Annotated in this window: 17 protein-coding genes; 8 read left to right on the forward strand and 9 right to left on the reverse strand. The window is 45.4% G+C overall.

The features are described from left to right. Nucleotides 1-166: 166 nt before the first annotated feature. The 7 genes from T515_RS16585 to T515_RS08315 all read right to left on the reverse strand — a co-directional run bounded on the left by T515_RS16585 (nucleotide 167) and on the right by T515_RS08315 (nucleotide 10,438). Nucleotides 167-2,764: a bifunctional diguanylate cyclase/phosphodiesterase gene (locus T515_RS16585; protein ID WP_051671570.1), complete on the reverse strand. Its 2,598-nt coding sequence runs from the start codon at nucleotides 2,762-2,764 to the stop codon at nucleotides 167-169. 516 nt (nucleotides 2,765-3,280) lie between these two features. Further along, the gene (locus tag T515_RS08290; protein WP_036609804.1) at nucleotides 3,281-4,060 is read right to left on the reverse strand and encodes an ABC transporter permease; all 780 of its coding nucleotides are present in this window, start codon (nucleotides 4,058-4,060) and stop codon (nucleotides 3,281-3,283) included. 207 nt (nucleotides 4,061-4,267) lie between these two features. Further along, entirely contained in the window at nucleotides 4,268-5,419 is a 1,152-nt protein-coding gene (locus tag T515_RS08295; RefSeq protein ID WP_036609702.1) for an ABC transporter substrate-binding protein, read from the reverse strand. 146 nt (nucleotides 5,420-5,565) lie between these two features. Then, complete coding sequence (locus T515_RS08300; protein WP_036609704.1) at nucleotides 5,566-6,603, reverse strand: ABC transporter ATP-binding protein; 1,038 nt, start codon at nucleotides 6,601-6,603, stop codon at nucleotides 5,566-5,568. A gap of 11 nt (nucleotides 6,604-6,614) precedes the next feature. Next, entirely contained in the window at nucleotides 6,615-7,448 is an 834-nt protein-coding gene (locus T515_RS08305; RefSeq protein ID WP_242839354.1) for an ABC transporter permease, read from the reverse strand. Between the two features lie 286 nt (nucleotides 7,449-7,734). Then, nucleotides 7,735-9,060: an amidohydrolase gene (locus T515_RS08310; RefSeq protein WP_036609706.1), complete on the reverse strand. Its 1,326-nt coding sequence runs from the start codon at nucleotides 9,058-9,060 to the stop codon at nucleotides 7,735-7,737. Then, nucleotides 9,017-10,438: an amidohydrolase gene (locus tag T515_RS08315; protein WP_242839355.1), complete on the reverse strand. Its 1,422-nt coding sequence runs from the start codon at nucleotides 10,436-10,438 to the stop codon at nucleotides 9,017-9,019. The genes T515_RS08310 and T515_RS08315 overlap by 44 nt, the downstream gene beginning before the upstream one ends. 204 nt (nucleotides 10,439-10,642) lie before the next feature. On the opposite strand from T515_RS08315, the gene T515_RS08320 reads away from it, so the two are divergent. The 6 genes from T515_RS08320 to T515_RS08345 all read left to right on the forward strand — a co-directional run bounded on the left by T515_RS08320 (nucleotide 10,643) and on the right by T515_RS08345 (nucleotide 15,845). Continuing rightward, on the forward strand, nucleotides 10,643-11,332 hold the full coding sequence (locus T515_RS08320) for a phosphatase PAP2 family protein (RefSeq protein ID WP_036609708.1): 690 nt from the start codon (nucleotides 10,643-10,645) through the stop codon (nucleotides 11,330-11,332). After that, on the forward strand, nucleotides 11,329-12,381 hold the full coding sequence (locus T515_RS08325; protein ID WP_036609710.1) for a lysylphosphatidylglycerol synthase transmembrane domain-containing protein: 1,053 nt from the start codon (nucleotides 11,329-11,331) through the stop codon (nucleotides 12,379-12,381). Before T515_RS08320 ends, T515_RS08325 begins: the two co-directional genes overlap by 4 nt. Continuing rightward, on the forward strand, nucleotides 12,378-13,013 hold the full coding sequence (locus T515_RS08330; protein WP_036609712.1) for a CDP-alcohol phosphatidyltransferase family protein: 636 nt from the start codon (nucleotides 12,378-12,380) through the stop codon (nucleotides 13,011-13,013). Before T515_RS08325 ends, T515_RS08330 begins: the two co-directional genes overlap by 4 nt. Continuing rightward, entirely contained in the window at nucleotides 13,010-13,834 is an 825-nt protein-coding gene (locus T515_RS08335) for a phosphatidylserine decarboxylase (protein WP_036609714.1), read from the forward strand. The genes T515_RS08330 and T515_RS08335 overlap by 4 nt, the downstream gene beginning before the upstream one ends. A 153-nt stretch (nucleotides 13,835-13,987) precedes the next feature. After that, the gene (locus T515_RS08340) at nucleotides 13,988-14,671 is read left to right on the forward strand and encodes a response regulator transcription factor (RefSeq protein WP_036609716.1); all 684 of its coding nucleotides are present in this window, start codon (nucleotides 13,988-13,990) and stop codon (nucleotides 14,669-14,671) included. Further along, complete coding sequence (locus tag T515_RS08345) at nucleotides 14,664-15,845, forward strand: sensor histidine kinase (RefSeq protein ID WP_036609719.1); 1,182 nt, start codon at nucleotides 14,664-14,666, stop codon at nucleotides 15,843-15,845. The genes T515_RS08340 and T515_RS08345 overlap by 8 nt, the downstream gene beginning before the upstream one ends. A 154-nt stretch (nucleotides 15,846-15,999) precedes the next feature. On the opposite strand, the gene T515_RS08350 is transcribed toward T515_RS08345, so the two are convergent. After that, complete coding sequence (locus tag T515_RS08350; RefSeq protein ID WP_036609721.1) at nucleotides 16,000-16,926, reverse strand: SufB/SufD family protein; 927 nt, start codon at nucleotides 16,924-16,926, stop codon at nucleotides 16,000-16,002. Continuing rightward, nucleotides 16,919-17,674 (reverse strand): ABC transporter ATP-binding protein, encoded by a 756-nt coding sequence (locus T515_RS08355; protein WP_036609723.1) that lies wholly within the window; start codon nucleotides 17,672-17,674, stop codon nucleotides 16,919-16,921. The genes T515_RS08350 and T515_RS08355 overlap by 8 nt, the downstream gene beginning before the upstream one ends. Before the next feature lie 323 nt (nucleotides 17,675-17,997). On the opposite strand from T515_RS08355, the gene T515_RS08360 reads away from it, so the two are divergent. Beyond that, entirely contained in the window at nucleotides 17,998-19,116 is a 1,119-nt protein-coding gene (locus T515_RS08360; RefSeq protein WP_036609726.1) for an SLC13 family permease, read from the forward strand. Nucleotides 19,117-19,347: 231 nt separating this feature from the next. Then, entirely contained in the window at nucleotides 19,348-20,178 is an 831-nt protein-coding gene (locus T515_RS16590) for a hypothetical protein (protein WP_051671572.1), read from the forward strand. Nucleotides 20,179-20,222: the final 44 nt, after the last annotated feature.

Below are 20,222 nucleotides of genomic sequence, written 5' to 3' on the forward strand. Positions count from 1 at the left end.
ATACTTATTATCTAATTATAATACTACCACTATCATAAATGTACATAAATTTTTAATAAACAGCTTATAATTTTTTAAATAAATACAAAGAAATAAAAAAAATTACGCATACGTGTCAAGGCGTATGCGTTATTTTTTGTTTATTCCATCAAAATGATTTCCGTAATCACGATTTAACAGCACAGTAGTCTGTCTCGTTCAGCTTATCGTCATAGATAGTATATCCGTCCCTCGTTGTTTTTTTGGTATGGTACAGCGCCATATCAGCTTTCTCATAAAGATCGCTGGTGAATCCCTGTGAAGAAAAAGCAATTCCCGCACTTATGGAAACCTTAGGTATGTTGCTTCCCCGGGGATTCTTCAGAGCACTGTTTATGGCGTATATCTTATCTATGAGCATCTGTGCATCTTTATCCTCTATTCCTGTCATGATAACGCAGAACTCGTCACCTCCCATACGTATGATGTGGTCCGACAGGCGGAACTCATTCCTCATGAAGCAGGCAAGTCTCTTAAGAACCGAATCCCCTATTCCATGTCCGTAGGTGTCATTGATCTGTTTAAACTTATCTACATCCAAAAGAATGTAGGCAATAGCCATATCCGACTTCTTGAGAAGCTCGGTGTACTTGTTGTAAGCTGTTCGATTAAGTACGCCTGTAAGCGCATCATGTTCAATCTTGAACTCGAGATCCGCCTGTTCATTCTTTTCCTGGTCTATATCCTCCATGGCAAGTGAAGCCCTGGTGACATTTCCGTTCTCGTCCGCCTTTGAAGCTGTGATCAGAATTCTGAACCACTTATGGCTCTTTCCGTAATACTCGGTAGCGATTATGGACTTTTCAGACAGTCTTTCCTGCATAGTGGAGATATCCATAAAAGCATTGACCCTGTCCTTATACTCATCGGAAACATAGTTTTCGATGAGCATGTCCTTCGCAAGCTCGTAGGGCTGCTGATTCATACCGAGTCTGTCCTTTATGTAGTCGGGTACAACAAGAGGAATGAACTCCCTGGTACTGAATACGATATGGATAAGAGTAAAATATATCTTGGACATATCAACAAGTACATCCTTGTAGTCCATCTCAGTCTTTTTACTGTCTTCGATTATTCTGGTGGTATAAAGCACCTTCACGGCTTTTCCGCTTTCATCTCTGTCCAGAACGAAGAAGGAAGCTGTGGTCCATCCGTTGATGGCTCCGATAAAATCCGCTTCTATATAATCCTTTTCCGAAAGACGCTCCGCCAATGTATCCGGATTTGTAAAGGAAAGAATGGCCTCCATATATTCAGTACTCGCGAATATACGCATAACTGCGGGCATAACGTCGCTAATCTGTCCTTTATCTCCAAGGAACCTGTGCATGCTGTAATTTGCCTTGAGCTCCTTATAGCTGTCTTTTTCAAGATCCAGCATGTATATGCTGTTATATACAGAAGAAATAGCGCTGAAGATCTTCTGTCCTTCATTTAAATCCCGTCTGGAAACGAAAGAGATGCCCGGGTCCTTTTTTATTCCGACTATGTCTTCATCTTCCTTCTTGCAGGCGGCATCTATGTTCATGGGAAATTCAGCAGGTATACGCTCTGAGGGTCTTCCATAGGAGTAATAGTAGCCCTGCACTATCTCACAGCCTACACCTTTCAGATACTCCAGCTGTTCCTCAGTCTCCACACCCTTTGCGTAAGTGTGTATGCCGAGCCCCTTACTCATATTTATAACAGGTTTAAGGATATTCTTTGATTTCTCATCAAATTCCTTCATGTACCCCAGGTCTATAAGGATACCGTCAAATTCGTACTCACGTATGGTATTGAGAGAAGAATGTTCATTTCCGAAGTCATCTATGAAAACTTTAAACCCGCTGTCTCTCAGCCTTCTTATCTCCCTCTTAAAGAGATTCGGATCTGTGCTGAGGGTCTTTTCGCTTATTTCAACCTGCAGGCACTCTCTCGGAATATCAAATTCCGCAGCTATGTCTATAAGCTCATTGCAGGGGTCGAAGGACAAAAAATCATCATGTGAAAGATTGAAGGAAACCGGGATATGTTTCCCCAGGGTTTTTCTTTGCTTTTCAACATCCCTGGCTGCCTGCCTCATGACGAATCTGTCCAGTATATGCGTCAGCTTATACTCTTCCAGCACAGGAACATATTCTCCCGGAAGAAGCATGCCGTATTTGGGATCCACCCATCTGGACAATGCCTCGAATCCGTGCAGCCTGCCTGTTGCCGTAACGAACTTTGGCTGATAGTAAATCTTTATATACTCCTCTTTGACCGCCTTATCTATGTTGTTCAGAATATATTCTCTGCTGGAGTTATCCAGAATACATGTATGCTCATCCTTGAAGGTCCTCTTTTCCGCTTCCTTCAGGACAGACATGGTAACAGAAATAAGTTCCCCTTCTTCCGGGGAAGTATAAAGTCTGCCCTGTATCTCTACATATTTAATCTGATCCTTTTTACTTCTTATACGAAAGCTTACCTTATCATATCCGCCGTTTTCAGAAATCCGGGCAGTTATATTTTCTTCGGTAATGCTCAGATCTGCCGGAAATATCATCCCGGCAAAGGTGCCCCTGGTAAGTTCCCGGAACTCGTCTTCATCAGCACAATCGTATATATAAAGAACCGATTCGTTTACATAAAGCAGTTCCGCAGAGAAATCCGCCCTGTATATAAAAAATCCGCTCATCATAGATGTAAGTCCATCCAATATAAAATTACGGGACAGTCCGGCATCAAGCTTAGCTTTCATTACTCAAAATCTCCTACTCACTTCCTGTCAAACGTACCCCCAACGTACGTCTGTTTGGTTGCTTTTCATTCGGCTAAAAGCCGAAAAGCCGCATCAATATTGCATAAGTCTCACGAACCAGCAAACATTCATATTATACCTAAAGGGGGTAATTTATACAAAGGCAATTAAAAAAATAAATAGAGTTCTTAAATGCCGACTACATATGCTATAAATTTAATCATATGTCACGTATTCTTAATATGTTAAACGTTTTCGTGAATACATTGTTCTTCGGGCGTCACCCCGGTTTCAATCTTTTTAATATTCAAAGGCTTGAATTAAAGGCTATAAAATCCCTTACATTTTACCTTTGTTTTTACCTCCTGTTTTTTAACTATTTAATTTTTTTAAATTAAAAATGCCCGCCGCCGAAGCAGAGGGCAATTCCGATATTCTTATTAAAAAGTTCTCATATAAACTGTACGAATGGATAAATACAGTTACTGTACCTGTATCGGTCACCGAAGCATCAGCTCACACCACGCTCTTCAGTCCCAGGGTCTTCTCGATGATCAGCATGACTGCCAGGGTTGCCACCATAAGCAAAGTAGCAAGTGCCGCAATGGTAGGATCAAAATGATACTCTACGTATGCCATCATCTCGATAGGCAGGACGTTTACTCCGGGTCCGGTGAGAAAAGCCGAAAGAGAAACATTGTTAAAGGAATTTATCATGGCCATGATGCCCGCTGAGGCAATGGCCGATTTTATATTCGGAAGGATAATGTTGAAAAAGCAGTACACCTTGGTGGCTCCGAGGCTTCCGGCAGCTTCTTCTATGGAAAAATCGAAGTTCGAAAGAGCTGCAGTAACCACACGCATCACATAAGGTATGCCTAAAAGCGTATGTCCGATGAGAAGGCTAGGCATAACAGGCATTTTGAAAGCATTGACAACATATCTCAGCATGATAAATCCGAGAACTATAACCGGAATAAGTACCGGTGACAGAAATACCGTCTTGATTGCTTCTTTACCGTGGAAACGGTAACGGTTAAGGGCGTATGCCGCAGGGAGTCCCATGGCCAGGGCCAACAGAGTCGAAACAATCGCGACTATGATGGAGGTTCTGGCTGAATCTATGAAGGAGCTCATAGTCAGTACCTGTGCATACCACTTGAGGGTAAAGCCCTTCCCCGGAAATGTCAGATAATTTGTGTCGCTGAAGGAGGCCGCCATAATGATAAGAAGGGGGCCTATCAGGAAGAAATATACCAGTATAGTAAGCAGGAGAAGACTTTTACTCTTTTTCATAAGAGACCTTTCTAAAATAACCCATCGCTCATCAGAGAAATACTGATAAGCCAAGTCCTGTGATGGAAATATCCATACAGGTGAAATGTGCTTTGTAACGATAAGTGAGTGGCTGATACCCATGCCACTCACAAAAGATGCAGATCAAAAGTATTAAATCGTAAATCAATCACAGGATTTTATATTTTGATCCTTACATCATACATATTACTGAACTGAGAACAGGTTGTTCCACTTCTCGATCCACTCAGCCTTCTTCTCTGTAATGAGATCCCAGTCCGGAACGATAAGGCCGTTTACCATCTCAGCGCCGTATGTGAAGTTCTGTGCCTGCTCAGCTGTGAGCTCTACAGCTGTGTTTACGGGAGAGTCAACTCCGTCGAGAGCCTCTGCCTCCTGAACTTCCTTTGAAAGATAGAAGTCGATGAAAGCCTGTGCAAGCTCCTTGTTCTCACAGCCCTTAACGATGTTCAGCATATTGAAGCCTGAGAAGCTGCCCTCTGCAGGATCTACCCACACGTAAGCATCATTAGCCTGCTTGGCTGATGTGTAGCTGTAGTCAAGAAGAAGTGCAACTGAAGCCTCGCCCTGGTTAAGCATAGTGATGGTATCGTTAGCTGATGTGTATGTCTTTACAACGTTTGGCTTAAGCTCTGCGAGCTTTGCAAAAATAGCGTCATCATCCTTGCCAGGCTCAAGACCGAAAGCTGCTGCTGTTCCGTAATAGAAAAGCGGACCTGAAGTTGTTGTGATATCAGGGATGGCGATTGAGCCCTCAAGCTCAGGATTCCAAAGATCCGCAAAGCTCTTGATCTCAGTTGTGCATGTCTCCGGATCATAAACGATTCCGAGACGGTTGAATGTATATGCAGGTCCGAACTCTTCACCCATAGGAGCCTTTGCTGAATCATAGATAGAATCAAGGTTTGTAAGAGCTGATCTGTCAACAGACTCAAGCATGCCGTCCTTAGCAAGCTGAGCTGCAAATGAATCACCGATGATAACTACATCATAGTTCTCAGGAGACTCTTCAATCTTGGTTACACGCTCTGCATTCTTACCTGTCTCGATAACGAGCTCTGCGCCTGTCTTCTCCATGAAAGGATCGTAAACGTTCTTCTGAAGAAGCTCAGCGTTGAATGAGAAGGTGCTGACTGTAAGCTTCTGTCCTGCGAAAGGCTTCTCTCCCTCTGGGGCAGCAGCTGTTGTCTCCTCTGCTGCGGCTGTTGTTCCCTCTGCTGCTGCAGCTGTTGTCTCTTCCTTAGCTGCAGCTGTTGTTGCAGCAGTCTGTGATGATCCGCACGCAGCGAGACCAAGGCTCATTGCAGCTACAAGTCCAAGTGATAATACTCTCTTCATAATTTCCTCCTAAATCAGATGGTGATAAATGGACCTTTGTACTCTTTCCAAAACCTGCTCCAGCGGCACCGAATCCTCCGGCAAATCTCCGACAGTGCCGAAGCACGTCACATGTCAAAGGATTTCAGCATCAGCCGATTCTCAGGTTACGGAATAAGTACGATTTTATTTGGTGTCAGAGAAAGGGTAATGTTATCTCCGACAGAAAATACATTTTCCTGAGCTGTGCTCACTATAAGCTCGCCTATATTTGTTGAAACATTGTACTGTGTTCTCTTACCGAGGAAGGTCTGGACACTGACCTGTCCGCTGATGGCATTGACAGGAGCAGCTGTGCCTCTCTCTATAACTATATCTTCAGGACGGATGCAGGCTCTCAGGCTGTCTCCCGGGATATCCTCTGTAACTGTGATTTCAGTGCCCGCGGAAGTTTTGAACTTTCCGGATCCGGTTCTTGTAAGATCCATGAAATTTTCAAATCCAACGAACTTCGCGATGAATTCTGTTTTCGGATGATTGTATATCTCTGCAGGCTTATCCATCTGCTCGATGACACCGTGATTCATGATGGCTACCTTGTCACTGATGGCGAAACACTCTTCCTGATCATGTGTTACGTAGATAGCCGTGAAGCCCAGCTTCTGCTGAAGCTTACGTATCTCTACTCTCATCTGGACACGAAGCTTTGCATCCAGGTTTGAAAGAGGCTCATCAAAAAGCATGAGGTCCGGATTTATGACCATGGCTCTGGCAAGGGCGACTCTCTGTCTCTGTCCGCCTGACATCTCCTTGGGAAGTCTCTTCTCGAAACCATCAAGGTCTACTGTATGGAGCATCTCCATAACCTTTGTCTTTATCTCCGACTCAGGTACCTTTCTCTGACGAAGTCCGAAGGCAACATTGTCATAGATGTTCATGTGAGGGAACAGGGCGTAGCTCTGGAATACAAAACCGAAATTTCTCTTGTGGAGAGGTATCTTTGTATAGTCCTTTTCATTAAAGAAGAAGTTTCCCGAAACAGGCTCCGAAAAACCCGCTATAAGTCTAAGGGTTGTTGTCTTTCCGCATCCGCTGGGTCCAAGAAGGCTCACAAGCTCTCCCTTCTCCACGTTAAGATTCAGGTTCTTCAGGATAATGTTCTTATCATATCCCGCGGTAATATCTCTAAGTTCAAGTAATGACATGTTATTTCTCCTTATGTGAGCGGATTGATCTTTTTACTTACAGCATTGAAAACCGATGAGATCAGCATGGTGACGATGATCATGATGACCGCAACTACGGAAGCCTGAATCCAGTCTCCAAGACTCATGGCATACTGATAGATCATGGTGGAAAGCACTCTTGTATCTGTTCCGCCGAGAAGCTGAGGTGTTGTATATGCTGTGATGCAGCCTGTGAATACCAGCACGCTTCCTGTCACAAGACCTGAAACACTTAGAGGCAGTGTGATCTTCACAAAGGTCTCCATGGCTGTGCAGCCTAGATTACGGGCAGCAAGAGTCAGATCATCGGGGATGCTCTCAAGCACGCCTATAAGGGACAATATCATTAGAGGAAGAAACAACTGTACGAAGCCTACAGTAATGGAAAATTCGTTATACAAAAGACTCTGAGGTTTTGTAAAAAGACCTGCAGAAACAAGAAGTTTATTGACGATGCCCTTCTTACCTAAGATAACCATCCAGCTGAAAGAGCGGATGACAGGGCTGGTGAACATAGGGAACACTGCAAATGCCATGAGCATACCCTTGTTCTTTGAGAATTTTGCGATGTAATATGCGGCAGGATAACCAAGAGCCGCACAGATAAGTGTGCTCAGGATACTGAGCTTCAGACTTCTTACGAACACCTGCTGAAAATAGGTGCTCTGAACTATATCAACGTAAGCTGATAATGAGAACCCTCCTTCATTGGGAAAGAAGGTTGCGACAAGCAGTGTACAAAGTGGAATCAGCATGAATACGGCAAGGAATAAAATCCCCGGCAGTATCATAAAGATCCACGCTTTATTTTTGATCCAGTTCACGTGATATCCTCCTGAAAACGGCGAATCGTATTTAGGCGGCCCATGACCGCATTTTTAGGTTTCGGCACATCTTATGCGCCGTATGCGCTGATGACTTATGCACTAAACCGCATCAGCCTTAATTTTTATAGCATAATATTTATTCCGCTGTAAATGTTTAAAATACTGAATTATTGTATTAATATTCAATCATTTAGCGACTTTTAAACAATCTATCTGAATATCATGAAGCCTGTCTCTCGCTTTTCTGCAGGCGCAGACGGGAGGCAGACTCATGGAGCTTATGTCAAATGATATCCCTGTACTCCTCTGCCGCCTCCATAAAGGGTTTCATGGCCTGAAGAAGATCCGACTTTATCTTCGGAAGATCCAGTGATGTCAGCTTTCCGTCCCGCACAAGAATCTTTCCGTCTGCCATGACGAGGGAAACGTTTGAAGCATTGGCAGAATAAACCAGGGCGGAATATGGATTATAGGCGGGGAACATGTTCACAGACTCTGTTTCCACCATCTGAAGATCCGCCTTCTTTCCGGGCTCGAGACTTCCGAAATGCTCTGCACCGAGAGCCACGGCGCCGCCTGCTGTGGCAGCTCTCACCACACGCTCCGCAGAGAAAATGCTTCTGTCATGATATCTTGTTTTCTGGGCACAAGGCATGAGGCGCATCTGATCGAACATAGACAGTGTGTTTCCCGAAGAAGGCCCGTCGGTTCCGAGGCCGAAAGGAACTCCCATGGAATCCGCATCCTTCATGGGGGCGATGCCCTTTCCCGCCTTGGTGTTGCTGGCGATGCAGTGGGCTATGCTGCTCCCTCTCTCTTTCATAAGAGAAAGGTCTGATTCCGTCGCATGGATGCAGTGAGCCGCCAAAGTATGCCTGGACAAGGCTCCTATTGAATCAAGGAACTCTATGGGGGTTTTTCCCATGTCTCTGAAGTGGTTCATCTCATAATCCATCTCAGCGGCATGAAGGGTATATATGGTGTCGTATTTCACCGCCAGGTCGTGTGCCTCGCAAAGCTTCTCCGGACTTAATGTGGTAGTGCCGTGAGGGGCAATGACAGGAATGATACGGTCATGGTTTCTGAAATTCTCGAGAAATTCCTTTTGATAATCAAATCCACCGTACTCCTTTTCGGGGCTGTCGCAGGTCTTCTGGCCTATAAGGGTCTCTCCCAGATAGCCTCTTATGCCGCTCTCAAGACAGGCCTTTGCCACCTCATCTTCGAAATAGTACATGTCCAGGAAGGTGGTGGTGCCGGAGAGAAGCATTTCCCCTATTCCGTACAGAGCAGAGAGATATACCAGTTCCCGGTTCATAGCCTCTAGTTCCAGGGGAAAAAGAAACTTTCTCAGTCTGTCGGGGCAGTCGTCCCCCATGGTGCGGAAGGGCACCATGGAAACGTGGCAGTGTGTGTTTACAAAGCCGGGAAGCATGATGCCGCATCCCCCATCGATATATTCTTCTGCTTCAATTCCCTCAGGTTTTCTCCCATCAGAGGTCCCCAGTTCTTTGATAATGTCTCCCTCAGTAAGCAGCCAGCCGTCCTTCAGTACCGTGCCTGATTTATCCATGGTCAGTATCGTGGCGTTGTATATAAGTGTTTTCATATTGTCTCCCATTCAGATCATATACTATAGAAGCAAAAACTCTGATTCCATTGACCAGCACCTTTTCATCGAAGTCAAATCTCACGGTGTGCTGGGGGCTTGCCATATCAGTCATGGTACGCATATAAGCGGCAAGTCCTCCGTGGCTCTGTACCCTGTTCATCATGACTGAGATGTCCTCGCTTCCCCAGTTTCTGGCATTGGGAATGCTGCTGACTCTGAGATCGGGACAATGCTCAGCCAGCATATTTCCTATTCTGCCCCAGAGTTCTTCATCACTGTGCTGTGTCTCGCCACGGCCTACCATCTTCATTTCACAGCTGCAGCCTGTCATCATGGCTGCGCCTTTGCAGATGCTCTCTGCCTGGCCTGACATATAGTCATTTATCTCCGTATCCTCTCCCCGGACTTCTATCTCCAGCTTTGCGGTGTCCGGTATCACATTCCTTCCGGTGCCTGCGTGAAGGGTTCCGACATTGACACGGGTCTGACCCTGGCTGTGACGTGGTATGGAGTAAAGTCCAAGAACCGCATGAGAAGCAGATACCAGGGCATTCCTGCCCTTTTCGGGATATCCTCCCGCATGGGACGCTTCTCCCCGGAACCATACATCATACTTTGTATTGGCAAGAGAGCCATAGGTTCCGGGTGTCACATCCCCGTCATCAAGTGAGTTTGTGGGGGCAATGTGATTTCCTATAAAATAATCCACATCATCCAGGTGCCCCTTCGCGACAATGGGCACCGCCCCGTGACCGCCTTCCTCTCCCGGCTGGAATATGAGCTTTACGGTTCCCCTGAGCTCCTCCTTTATCTCCATAAGAAGCTTTGCCACCCCCAGGCCTATGGCCGCATGTCCGTCATGTCCGCAGCCGTGCATCATTCCCCTGTTCACTGAAGAAAAGCCTTCCCTGAAGGGTCTGTGTTCCATATCCGAAGCCTCATTCATTCCGAGAGCATCTATGTCAAAACGAAGGGCTGTCACAGGTCCTTCTCCGCATCTGAGGATACCTATGACTCCGGTATAGCCTTCCCGGATCTCCTCAGTAAGATCCTCCTCTGAAATTCCCTGCCCGAGAACTTCCGAAGCATGAAGGGAAAGCTCCTCCGGGGACGGTACTCCAAGACGCTCACCTTCTTTGCAGACCGCTTTTCCTGTGAGCACCTCATATCCAAGCTCTTTTAAATGCTTTTCGATAATTACCGTTGTACGCATTTCCAGAAATGCCGTTTCAGGATGTTTATGAAGGTCCCTTCTGATACGAACCGACTCTTCTTCCATTTTTTGAGAAAGTGTACTTATCTTTTCGTAGATGTCCATCGCTGCCGCCTCTCCAACCGTATATTGTTTTGATCCGCTTAACTGTAGATCCTTCATCCAAGCCTCATCTCTACAAAGCATGAAATCCTATAAATCTGCTGATAACTATAGCATATAACCGTAAGCATTTGACAACATGCCTGAACCTTAAATTAACCTTAAAAAAGCGTCCCTTATTTTCAATGATGGTTTAAGAGTGATTTATTATAATAAGTTACGTGTCATGAATCATTTTTGCTTTTTTTTGCTTGAATTACAACCATGAATTTTTTAAGACATAAAAAACAATTACTTGTACAAAAGAAACTATATAATCCGTTACTTATATCCTTTGTTATCAATATTGTGGCCTACAATGTCTCCAGACTTTGGACCACTTCTTCGCACCACATAAACATGGCGGTCCGCTTTGACAGCCTCATTCCTGTCATTCCCTGGACCACCGCTATTTATCTGGGAAGTTATATATTCTGGATGATCAATTATCTCATGGGTGCCCTTCAGGATGACGAAGAGGAAGCCTACAATTTTTTGTGCGCCGATGTACTGGCAAAGCTGATTTGTCTTATTTTCTTTACCGTGCTGCCTACAACAACCTTTCGCCCCACCATCACAGGTGCCGACGTCTGGTCCCGTTTGCTCCGCACTGTATACAGAATGGATGCTGCGGACAATCTTTTCCCCTCCATTCACTGTCTCACAAGCCAGTTTTGTTTTATCGCCGTGAGAAAGAGCAGCTTTGTGCCGAAATGGTACAAGGTCTTTTCCATGCTTGCGGCAGGTCTTATATGCATATCTACCCTTACCACAAAACAGCACGTGGTGGCAGATGTGTTCATGGGCATAGCATTGGCAGAGACCAGCTACTTCCTTGTAAAGGTTACCGGACTTGCCAGATTGTACAATCGTGTAATCAATGTAAATTATGAATATGAGCGCAAACTGAAATGAATGTTAAAAAGAATATATTTTTCGCAATGGGAGCTGTGCTTATCGCATATCTCACCTTAAGGACCGTTTCATCCCAATCGAAAGCCCTGACCCCGGAGCATCTTATGCTGATGCTGGAGCACGCCTCCATTCCGGGGCTCATATCCGCCTTTCTTTCGATGTTCGGTTTCATCCTTTTTGAGGGGCTGGCGCTGCAATGCCTGCTGAATTCTCTGGGATACAAAACCAATTTACTAAAGGGGCTTTTGTACAGCGCCGGAGACCAGTTCTTCTCCGCCATAACCCCTTCCGCCAGCGGAGGGCAGCCGGTGAGCGCGCTGTTTATGCGTTTCAACAGGATACCTGTTTCGGCCATAACGGTAACGCTTCTTGCAAACCTTGTGATGTACACCCTGTCCTCTTTTTCCATAGGGCTTGTAAGCATCATCTTTATGCCGGATGTCCTCGGGAATTTCGACGAGATATCACTGGCTTTTATCCTTTTCGGAAGCCTGGTTATGCTGACACTGACCGTCATTTTCTACGCACTGCTGGTAAAAAGCTCTTACCTGAAACGAATAGGATTAAACACCATAAAGTTTCTTCATAAGATTCACATCATAAAGGATGTCACCAGATGGAACGACAGGATGGAAAGGCACATGGCAGACTTCAAGCTGTGTTCTCAGATGCTTCATAACAAAGGTTCGGTGCTGCTTCTGGCCTTCATTTTCAATCTGGCCCAGCGCATATCACAGATAAGCATCACGCCTCTCATGCATCTGGCTCTGGGAAATCTTGAAAGTGTAAATCTTGCAAGATTATGGATCATTCAGAATCTGGCTCAGGTAGGTTCCAACTGTGTACCTATTCCAGGAGGAATGGGGGTTGCCGACTATCTCATGCTGGACGGATTTCAATCGGTTTTTACAAAGGACTACGCCTACATGCTGCAGACTTTATGCAGAAGCATTTCCTTCTACATCTGCTCTTCCATATCAGGATTGATAGTCCTTGTAGGATATATAAAACAAATCATTAAATCAAATAAGGAGTTTTTAAAAAAATGATTAAGCCATTAGGTTACTATGATTACACAGTCGTACTTACATACGCCGGAATGATGTTTTCCTTCTACGGAATCATGATGTCAATTGACGGAAAGTTTTTCGAGGCCCTGTTCTGCCTCCTCATCGCAGGACTCTGTGATATGCTGGACGGAACCGTTGCCTCAACAAAGGAAAGAAGTGTTCAGGAAAAGAGATTCGGTGTTCAGATCGATTCTCTCTGTGATCTCATAAGTTTTGGCATCATGCCTGCCGTCTTCACATACATGATTTCAAACTGCAACCCTCTGGTGGGTATCATTGCTTCTCTTTACACTCTTGCAGGACTTATCAGACTTGCTTATTTCAATGTTCTTGAAGAGGACAGATCCCAGAATCATCCGGAGAGAAAGAGATGTTTCATGGGTGTTCCCATTACCACCATTGCGCTTTTACTTCCCATCGCATGTGTGCTTCGTGCCAATTTTGCCCTGAACGGCTATGAGCTGATCCTCGGAACACTTATCTTCTGCAGCATCGGTTTCCTGACTCCTATCGAGATACAGAAGCCAAACACCACAGGCAAGGTTCTTCTTTCAGCCATCGGACTCATTGAAGCATTTTGTGTATTTTTCGTAGGACGTACCATCATATGAGCAGTTCACTTGGTTTAAAATTTTTATATCACACTGTTCCGGGACGCATCATTTTGAAGCAGCTTGTCAAACCTTCTGTATCTGTGAGGATGGGAAAGTTCCTTTCAACCGGTCTCTCTGCACGACTGGTTCCCGGCTATGTGAAAAAGAACGGCATCGATCTTAGTCGCTATGAGGTTCCTGCCGGAGGATACGTTTCTTTCAATGACTTCTTCACCAGAAAGCTTCTTCCTGAAAACCGTCCGAAGCCGAATTCAGGGCTTACAGCTCCCTGTGACGGACTTCTGACTGTACTCGATATAGACAGTGAATCCAATTTCCTGATAAAGAACAGCAACTACAGCCTGGTGAGACTCCTTAAGGACAGGGAGCTTGCGGATAAATTCAGTAACGGAACCGCATTTATTTTCCGTCTCACTCCGAGCCACTATCACAGATACAACTTCTGTTCCAACGGAACTGTTTCTTCTCAAAAAAGAATTTCCGGAAAGCTTCACTGCGTAAGGCCCATAGCACTGGAACAGCTTCCTGTGTTTATAGAGAATTCCAGAGAATATGTCACCATAGAAAGCGAACAAGCCGGAAAACTCATTCAGATGGAGGTCGGGGCCCTGTTTGTAGGGAAGATTTCGAATTATGCTCATAAGGATGAGACCTACCATGTTCGCACTACTGACGAAAAAGGATATTTCGAATTCGGAGGCTCCACCATCATAGTCCTCACTGACCACAGGGTTTCAGTGAACGAAGCGATCCTTAACAGAAAAAGAAATGAAGAAGGCGAGATACCGGTAGTAATCGGGGAGTCGCTGATAAATTAATAGAGAGTTTCAGACCATCACAGCCAGGACTTAAAGTCCCGGCCTGTGATGGTTTTTTATTGTCCCCGGCCGTGTGGCGGATCCTCATTAATTGTGTTAAACTTTACTGTACATTTCCAACAGTTTTTTGAGAAGAAAGTGTATTTAATATAAATGAGAATTTTAGTAGTTGAAGATGAAAAGGAAATATCCGACGGTATAACCACCATACTCCGGGGCGAGGGTTATCAGGTGGATGCAGTTTACGACGGACTGTCCGGCCTTGATTCGATTCTGGAAGACATTTACGATCTCATACTTCTGGATCTTATGCTCCCGAAACTGAACGGTATAGATATCCTTAGAAATGCGCGTATGGAGGGCATCACAACTCCCATAATCATACTTACCGCCAAGTCCCAGACAGAGGACAAGATTCAGGGGCTTGATTTCGGAGCCGATGACTATCTGACCAAGCCTTTTGATGCCGGGGAGCTTCTCGCAAGAATAAGGGCAAGGACCAGGAAACAGGGTCAGAACACTGTCTCAGCATTGACATTTGGCGATATCAAGCTGGACAAAAGCAGCTACAAGCTCTGCGGAAAAGAAAAGTCGGTAAAGCTCGGGAACAAGGAATTTCAGCTTTTGGAATGTCTCATGGCGGATCCCGGACATATTCAGACAAAGGACAGCCTCATTTCAAAGGTATGGGGATTCTGCGACGAGGGGGATTACAACAGTCTTGAGGTTTATATCTCTTTTTTGCGAAAAAAGCTCAAATTTGTAGAAGCAGAAACTCAGATCATAACCACCAAGGGCGTTGGATACTCTTTGGAAGGAGAAAGAACCGATGGTTGAAAATCTGAGAAAAAAGTTCGTAACTGTGACCATGGTCCTGCTGATCGCCACCATAGGCATTCTGTTCGTAGCATTTTACCACTACTCTTCCTATGAGACTGCAGTAAATAAATACCAGATAGTCAAGTGGGTGGCAGATAACGATATCCTTCTCAGAGGCGACTACAAAAACCGTATCACTGCCCTGGAGGAAACAGGTCTCAATCCTGTTGTGGGGGTTATCATTGACGGAAACGATACTGTCACAGACATACGAAAAATCGGAAGCGGAAGTACAGATGATATCACACAGCGTCTCATAGATCGCATACTGAACAATACTCCCAAGAGCTGGCGCGAAGCGTCCTTTGTATATATAAAAAAAGAGCTTTCAGACGGCAACAGACTCATAGTTATCCTGAACACCGAACATCGTGAAAACAGGATATATCTGTTGGGCAGTCTGGTGATTTTCATTATTGGAATCGCTTTGCTCACTTTTGTCACCAACGATCTCTCCAGATTCGTCACAGAACCTGCAAGGCAGGAGCTGGAGAGAGAAAAACGCTTCATTACGGATGCGAGCCACGAACTGAAAACGCCTCTTGGTGCCATAAGCATAAATGCGCAGGCTCTCGAAATGGAAAACGGCGAGAACATCCATATAAAAAACATCGTGTCCGAGACCCGAAGGATGAACAGCCTTATAGAAAGACTGCTGACTCTGGCGCGGCTGGAAGAAACTTCCACCTTTGAAAGCAGTGAGTTTTCATTGTCCGCTGCCGTTGAGGAGATTTCACTGACCTACGAATCCATCGCATACGAGAAGCATATTGATTATAAGTATGATGTTCAGGAGGACATAAATGGCATCGGTAACGAAGACGAGTTTAAACAGCTGGTGGCCATACTTCTCGACAATGCCTTAAAGCATACGGCAAAGGATGAAAGAATCCGCATCAGGCTGTCTCAGGATGATGACGGTATCCTTTTCACTGTAAAAAATACCGGAGAGTACATTTCCGAATCTGATCTTCCCTATATCTTCGACAGATTTTATTCCAGCGACAGAGAGAACAATAAGGGTTCCTTCGGCCTGGGGCTTTCCATAGCAAAGGCCATAGTTGAACGAATGAAGGGAACCATCTCCGCTGAAAACGAATCCGACGGCACCTGTTTTACGGTGGAATTATAAGCATTTTATAAAAGAACGCTCATGGACTTTACGGGTCCATGAGCGTTCTTTTATTTTACATCTTTATATTCAAATCGTGAAGCCGGCTCATAAGTCGGCATAGTGCCCCTTCACAAGGGCCATGCCAGATGGAGCCGGTTATGTCTTTAGATCATCACTTCAGGAAACCGTTTATGATCTGCTCCTCTGCCTCTGCTTCGGTGAGTCCCAGAGTCATAAGCTTGATGATCTGATCTCCCGCGATCTTTCCGATGGCCGCCTCATGCACAAGTGCTGCGTCGAGATCATTGGCCTCAAGAGCAGGCACTGCAAGAATCTTTCCTCTGTCCATGATGATGGAATCGCACTCTGTATGACCTGAACATGCAGCGTTACCTACAAGCTTTGCATCAAACTTCTGATATGAATCATCTCTTGCAACGGATCTGGAAACCACGTCCGCGCTTGCGCCTTCGCCGTTAAGATTTACCACATAGGTGCTGAGGGCCTTCTGATCACCGTGAGTCATGAGACGCTCTCTTACCACAAGCTTTGCGCCTGCCGCAAGCTCTGCGGTGGTGGTACGGTTGGTGTCATCAACACCCTTGATCTGTACCATCTCCATCTCTACAGTACTGCCCTCTTCCTGATAAACCTCAGTTCCCGGGTTAAGGATTCTCTTTCCGCTTCCGGATCCGGAACCGTAGTGCTTCTCCACATACTTTATCTTCGCATTCTTTCCTACGAAGAAACGGTGGATACCGTCATGCTCGGAATCCTGTGAACCGCAGTTGTCGATACCGCAGCCTGCCACGATGGTAACGTCAGCATCCTCACCGATATAGAAGTCGTTGTATACAATCTCCTTGAGTCCGGTCTTTGTCATAACAACAGGGATATGTACACTCTGATTCTTTGTACCCGGCTTGATGCGGACAGTCAGGCCCTGTCCGTCTTCTCTCGGGATGATCTCGATGTTCTCGGTGGAAACACGTCCTGCGGATTCACCGTTGGAACGGATATTGTAGGCTCCCTCCGGAACCTTGTGAAGATCTGCCACCTCTTTAAGCAGTCTCATCTGTATCTCGTCAAGCTTAAGCATCCTGTTTTGCCTCCCTTGCCATATCTAACTTATTGCATCCCGGTACTGCAGAAGCAGTTCCCATGAGTTCAGGAAGCACCTCATCCTTTGAACCGCGCTTCACTACTTTTCCGTCCCTGATAACGATTATCTCATCTGCAATGTTCAGAATTCTCTCCTGATGGGAAATGATCAGTATGGAGCTGTCATTGATTTTCTCTCTCATTCTCTGGAATACCTCGATGAGATTCTGGAAGCTCCAAAGGTCGATTCCGGCTTCGGGCTCATCAAAAACCGACATCTTTGATGCCTTGGCAAGAACGGTAGCGATCTCAATTCTCTTCAGCTCTCCTCCGGAAAGACTGCTGTTTACTTCTCTGTCGATATAGTCTCTTGCGCAAAGGCCAACCTCTGCAAGATACTTACATGCATTTGCTGCAGAGATATTCTTCCCTGTGGCAAGTTTGATGAGGTCAAACACCTGAATTCCCTTAAATCTTACAGGCTGCTGGAAAGCAAAACCAAGGCCCTTCTTTGCACGCTCAGTAATGGAAAGATCCGTGATATCCTCTCCGTCAAAAAGTATCCTTCCCGAAGTGGGCTTCTCGATACCGATGATAAGTCTCGCAAGTGTTGACTTGCCTCCTCCGTTAGGTCCTGTGATGACCACCAGCTTGTTATCCGGAATGGTTAATGATATATCTCTGATAATCTCTTTATCCTGACCCTCCGCGTCTACCTGAAAAGAGATGTTCTGTAACTCTAACATAAAAACCTCCAAGTTTCCTGACTCAACAAATGATGCCAGGGCCAATGCTTCTGCCCTAACATCATCATATCGCCGGCCCCACCGGCAACTGAACTCTGCCTTACGGATCTTTATTACTGACCATGTTTTTGTCCATAGAGCAGCGCCCTTAATTCATGCTGTAATTTTGATCTCCTAGTGTTCTACCATACTATCACATCAGTGCCCTGTTTCCCATGAATATTTTGTTTTTTATAAAAACAGCCCCGGGCCTAAACATTGACCTTACAGGCACAAAGGATTATTCTGTTGCAAGACTATATTCTATAAAAAAGAGGGAACCCATGAATTCCACAAAAACCTTTATCAAAAAAGAAATCGTACTCACTGTTTCATTTGTACTGGCAGCCCTTTCCTGCCTCTTCGTAAAACCTGACAGCCTTTACATCGGCTACATTGATTTCAGGACACTCAGCATACTTCTGGCCCTCATGCTGACCATGGCGGGGTTTCAGAAACAGGATGTGTTCCTGCAGATAGGAAAGAAGCTTGTTGGCCGGATGAGCTCCATCCGGGGAGTTTCCATCATCCTCATAGCCCTCTGCTTCTTCTCAAGCATGTTCATCACCAATGATGTGGCACTTCTCACTTTTGTGCCATTTTCTATCATAACCCTGTCCATTTCGGGGCACGAGGACCTTTTTATCGATGTTATCGTCCTTGAAACCGTAGCCGCCAATCTGGGAAGCATGCTGACACCCCTTGGGAACCCCCAGAACCTCTATCTCTATTCCCTGTCGGGCATGAACCTCACAGAATTTATCATGCTAATGCTTCCCTACAGCATCGCAGCCGGCATCCTTCTTCTCATTTTCGCCTTCTTTATGGTCAAGCCTGAACCTGCTGCTTTACAGGAGGACAGTGAATTTTCAGGTTCAAAGCAGAGAACCATGATGATAGCCATGTATATCCTTGCATTTATGCTGTCACTTCTTGTGGTGGTCCGTGTTCTGCCATACCAGATGGGACTTCTGGCAGTTCTTCTTTTAGTTCTGCTCTTTGATCGTGAGATCCTGAAAAAACCGGACTATTCCCTGCTGTTCACTTTTGTATTCCTCTTTATCTTCATCGGAAACATCAAGAGGATACCTTTCCTGAGTGACATCCTGAAGGAACTCGTGAAGCTAAACGAGGTAGGCATCAGCATCCTCCTCAGTCAGTTTATCAGCAATGTTCCTGCCGCGATTCTCTGCTCAGGATTCACTGAAGACATCCCTAAGCTCATCGTGGGCACAAATCTCGGAGGTCTCGGTACCCTTATAGCCTCCATGGCCAGCCTCATTTCCTTCAAGCAGTATTGCGGAACCGAAAAAGCCGATACAAAGAAGTATCTGCTGGTTTTCACGGTGATAAACCTGATCTTCCTTCTGGCCATGGCAGGGGTACTGATGATAATCAGGTGAGATGGCATTTAACTCATCATTAATTATGCTTTTCCTTAAAAATAATCTGTTATTTTCCACAGCAGGTATGAATCATGTGTTATAATTAAACAAATATTCTATTGATTCGTGATTTTTGAAACATAATTCTTTTTTATCGCAAAAGCAGATTCTTTTCTGCTTTGACACTTATGTTTATTGATTCGGACAAGCTGATAAACAGGAATTATGACTAAAGAAGGAGGAGCAAAGATGAAAGCCAAAAAAACGTTTTTTACAATTGCAGCTACCATGGTCTGCATCCTTATGTTCGGGTTGACAGCATTGGCCGGAACCTGGAAATGGGGAGATTACGGATGGTATTATGAATTCGACGATGGTTCCTATGCTAATAACGGTGTATATAGAATCAACGGCGAAAAGTACGCATTTGACAAGCACGGCTGGATGAAGTCAGATACATGGTTCCAGGGCACCAAGGGCTGGTATTACTGCACCAGTACCGGCGCCATCGCAACAAACCAGTGGGTAGGCGACTACTATATGGGCGATGACGGAATCATGCTCACCAGTACCTGGACACCTGATGGATATTATGTAGACTCATCAGGGAAATGGGACAGAACAAAGACCAAGCAGGGAAGTTCGTCAGGCTCTTCCAGCAGCTCTTCAAGCAACAGCGGCATTCCATCAAAATACTACACAATTGACGGATACTGGGACAACAGAGATCAGACCGGTTTCAATTCTGACAAGAGGGTAGATATGTGGATAACCGTTGTTCCCGGTGATGAATATATAGCAAGCGCTGATTTCGGTCTCTACATGAGCACAGGTACTCCATACAGTCTTTATGACTCAAACAACCCTAACGGTGACAGCCTGAAGCTCGGAACCGTAGACGGTCTTAACTGGGGCGCGCGAAGCACCATCTCCGACAAGTGGTATGATCTTGAGTATGACGGCAAGGATACCATCGTTCTCAAATGGAGATCCACACAGTGGACCGGCGGAAACCTTGTATTCAAGAGAAGATCCGGTGGTTCTCTCCTGAAGACATGGTCTGCAGGCGGAGTAGGCTGACAGGCAGAGCTGTCGTATCTTTTACGACCAACTTATCAGATTAA

Origin of the sequence: Oribacterium sp. P6A1 (genome assembly GCF_000702885.1) — a bacterium.
GTDB lineage: Bacteria > Bacillota > Clostridia > Lachnospirales > Lachnospiraceae > Oribacterium.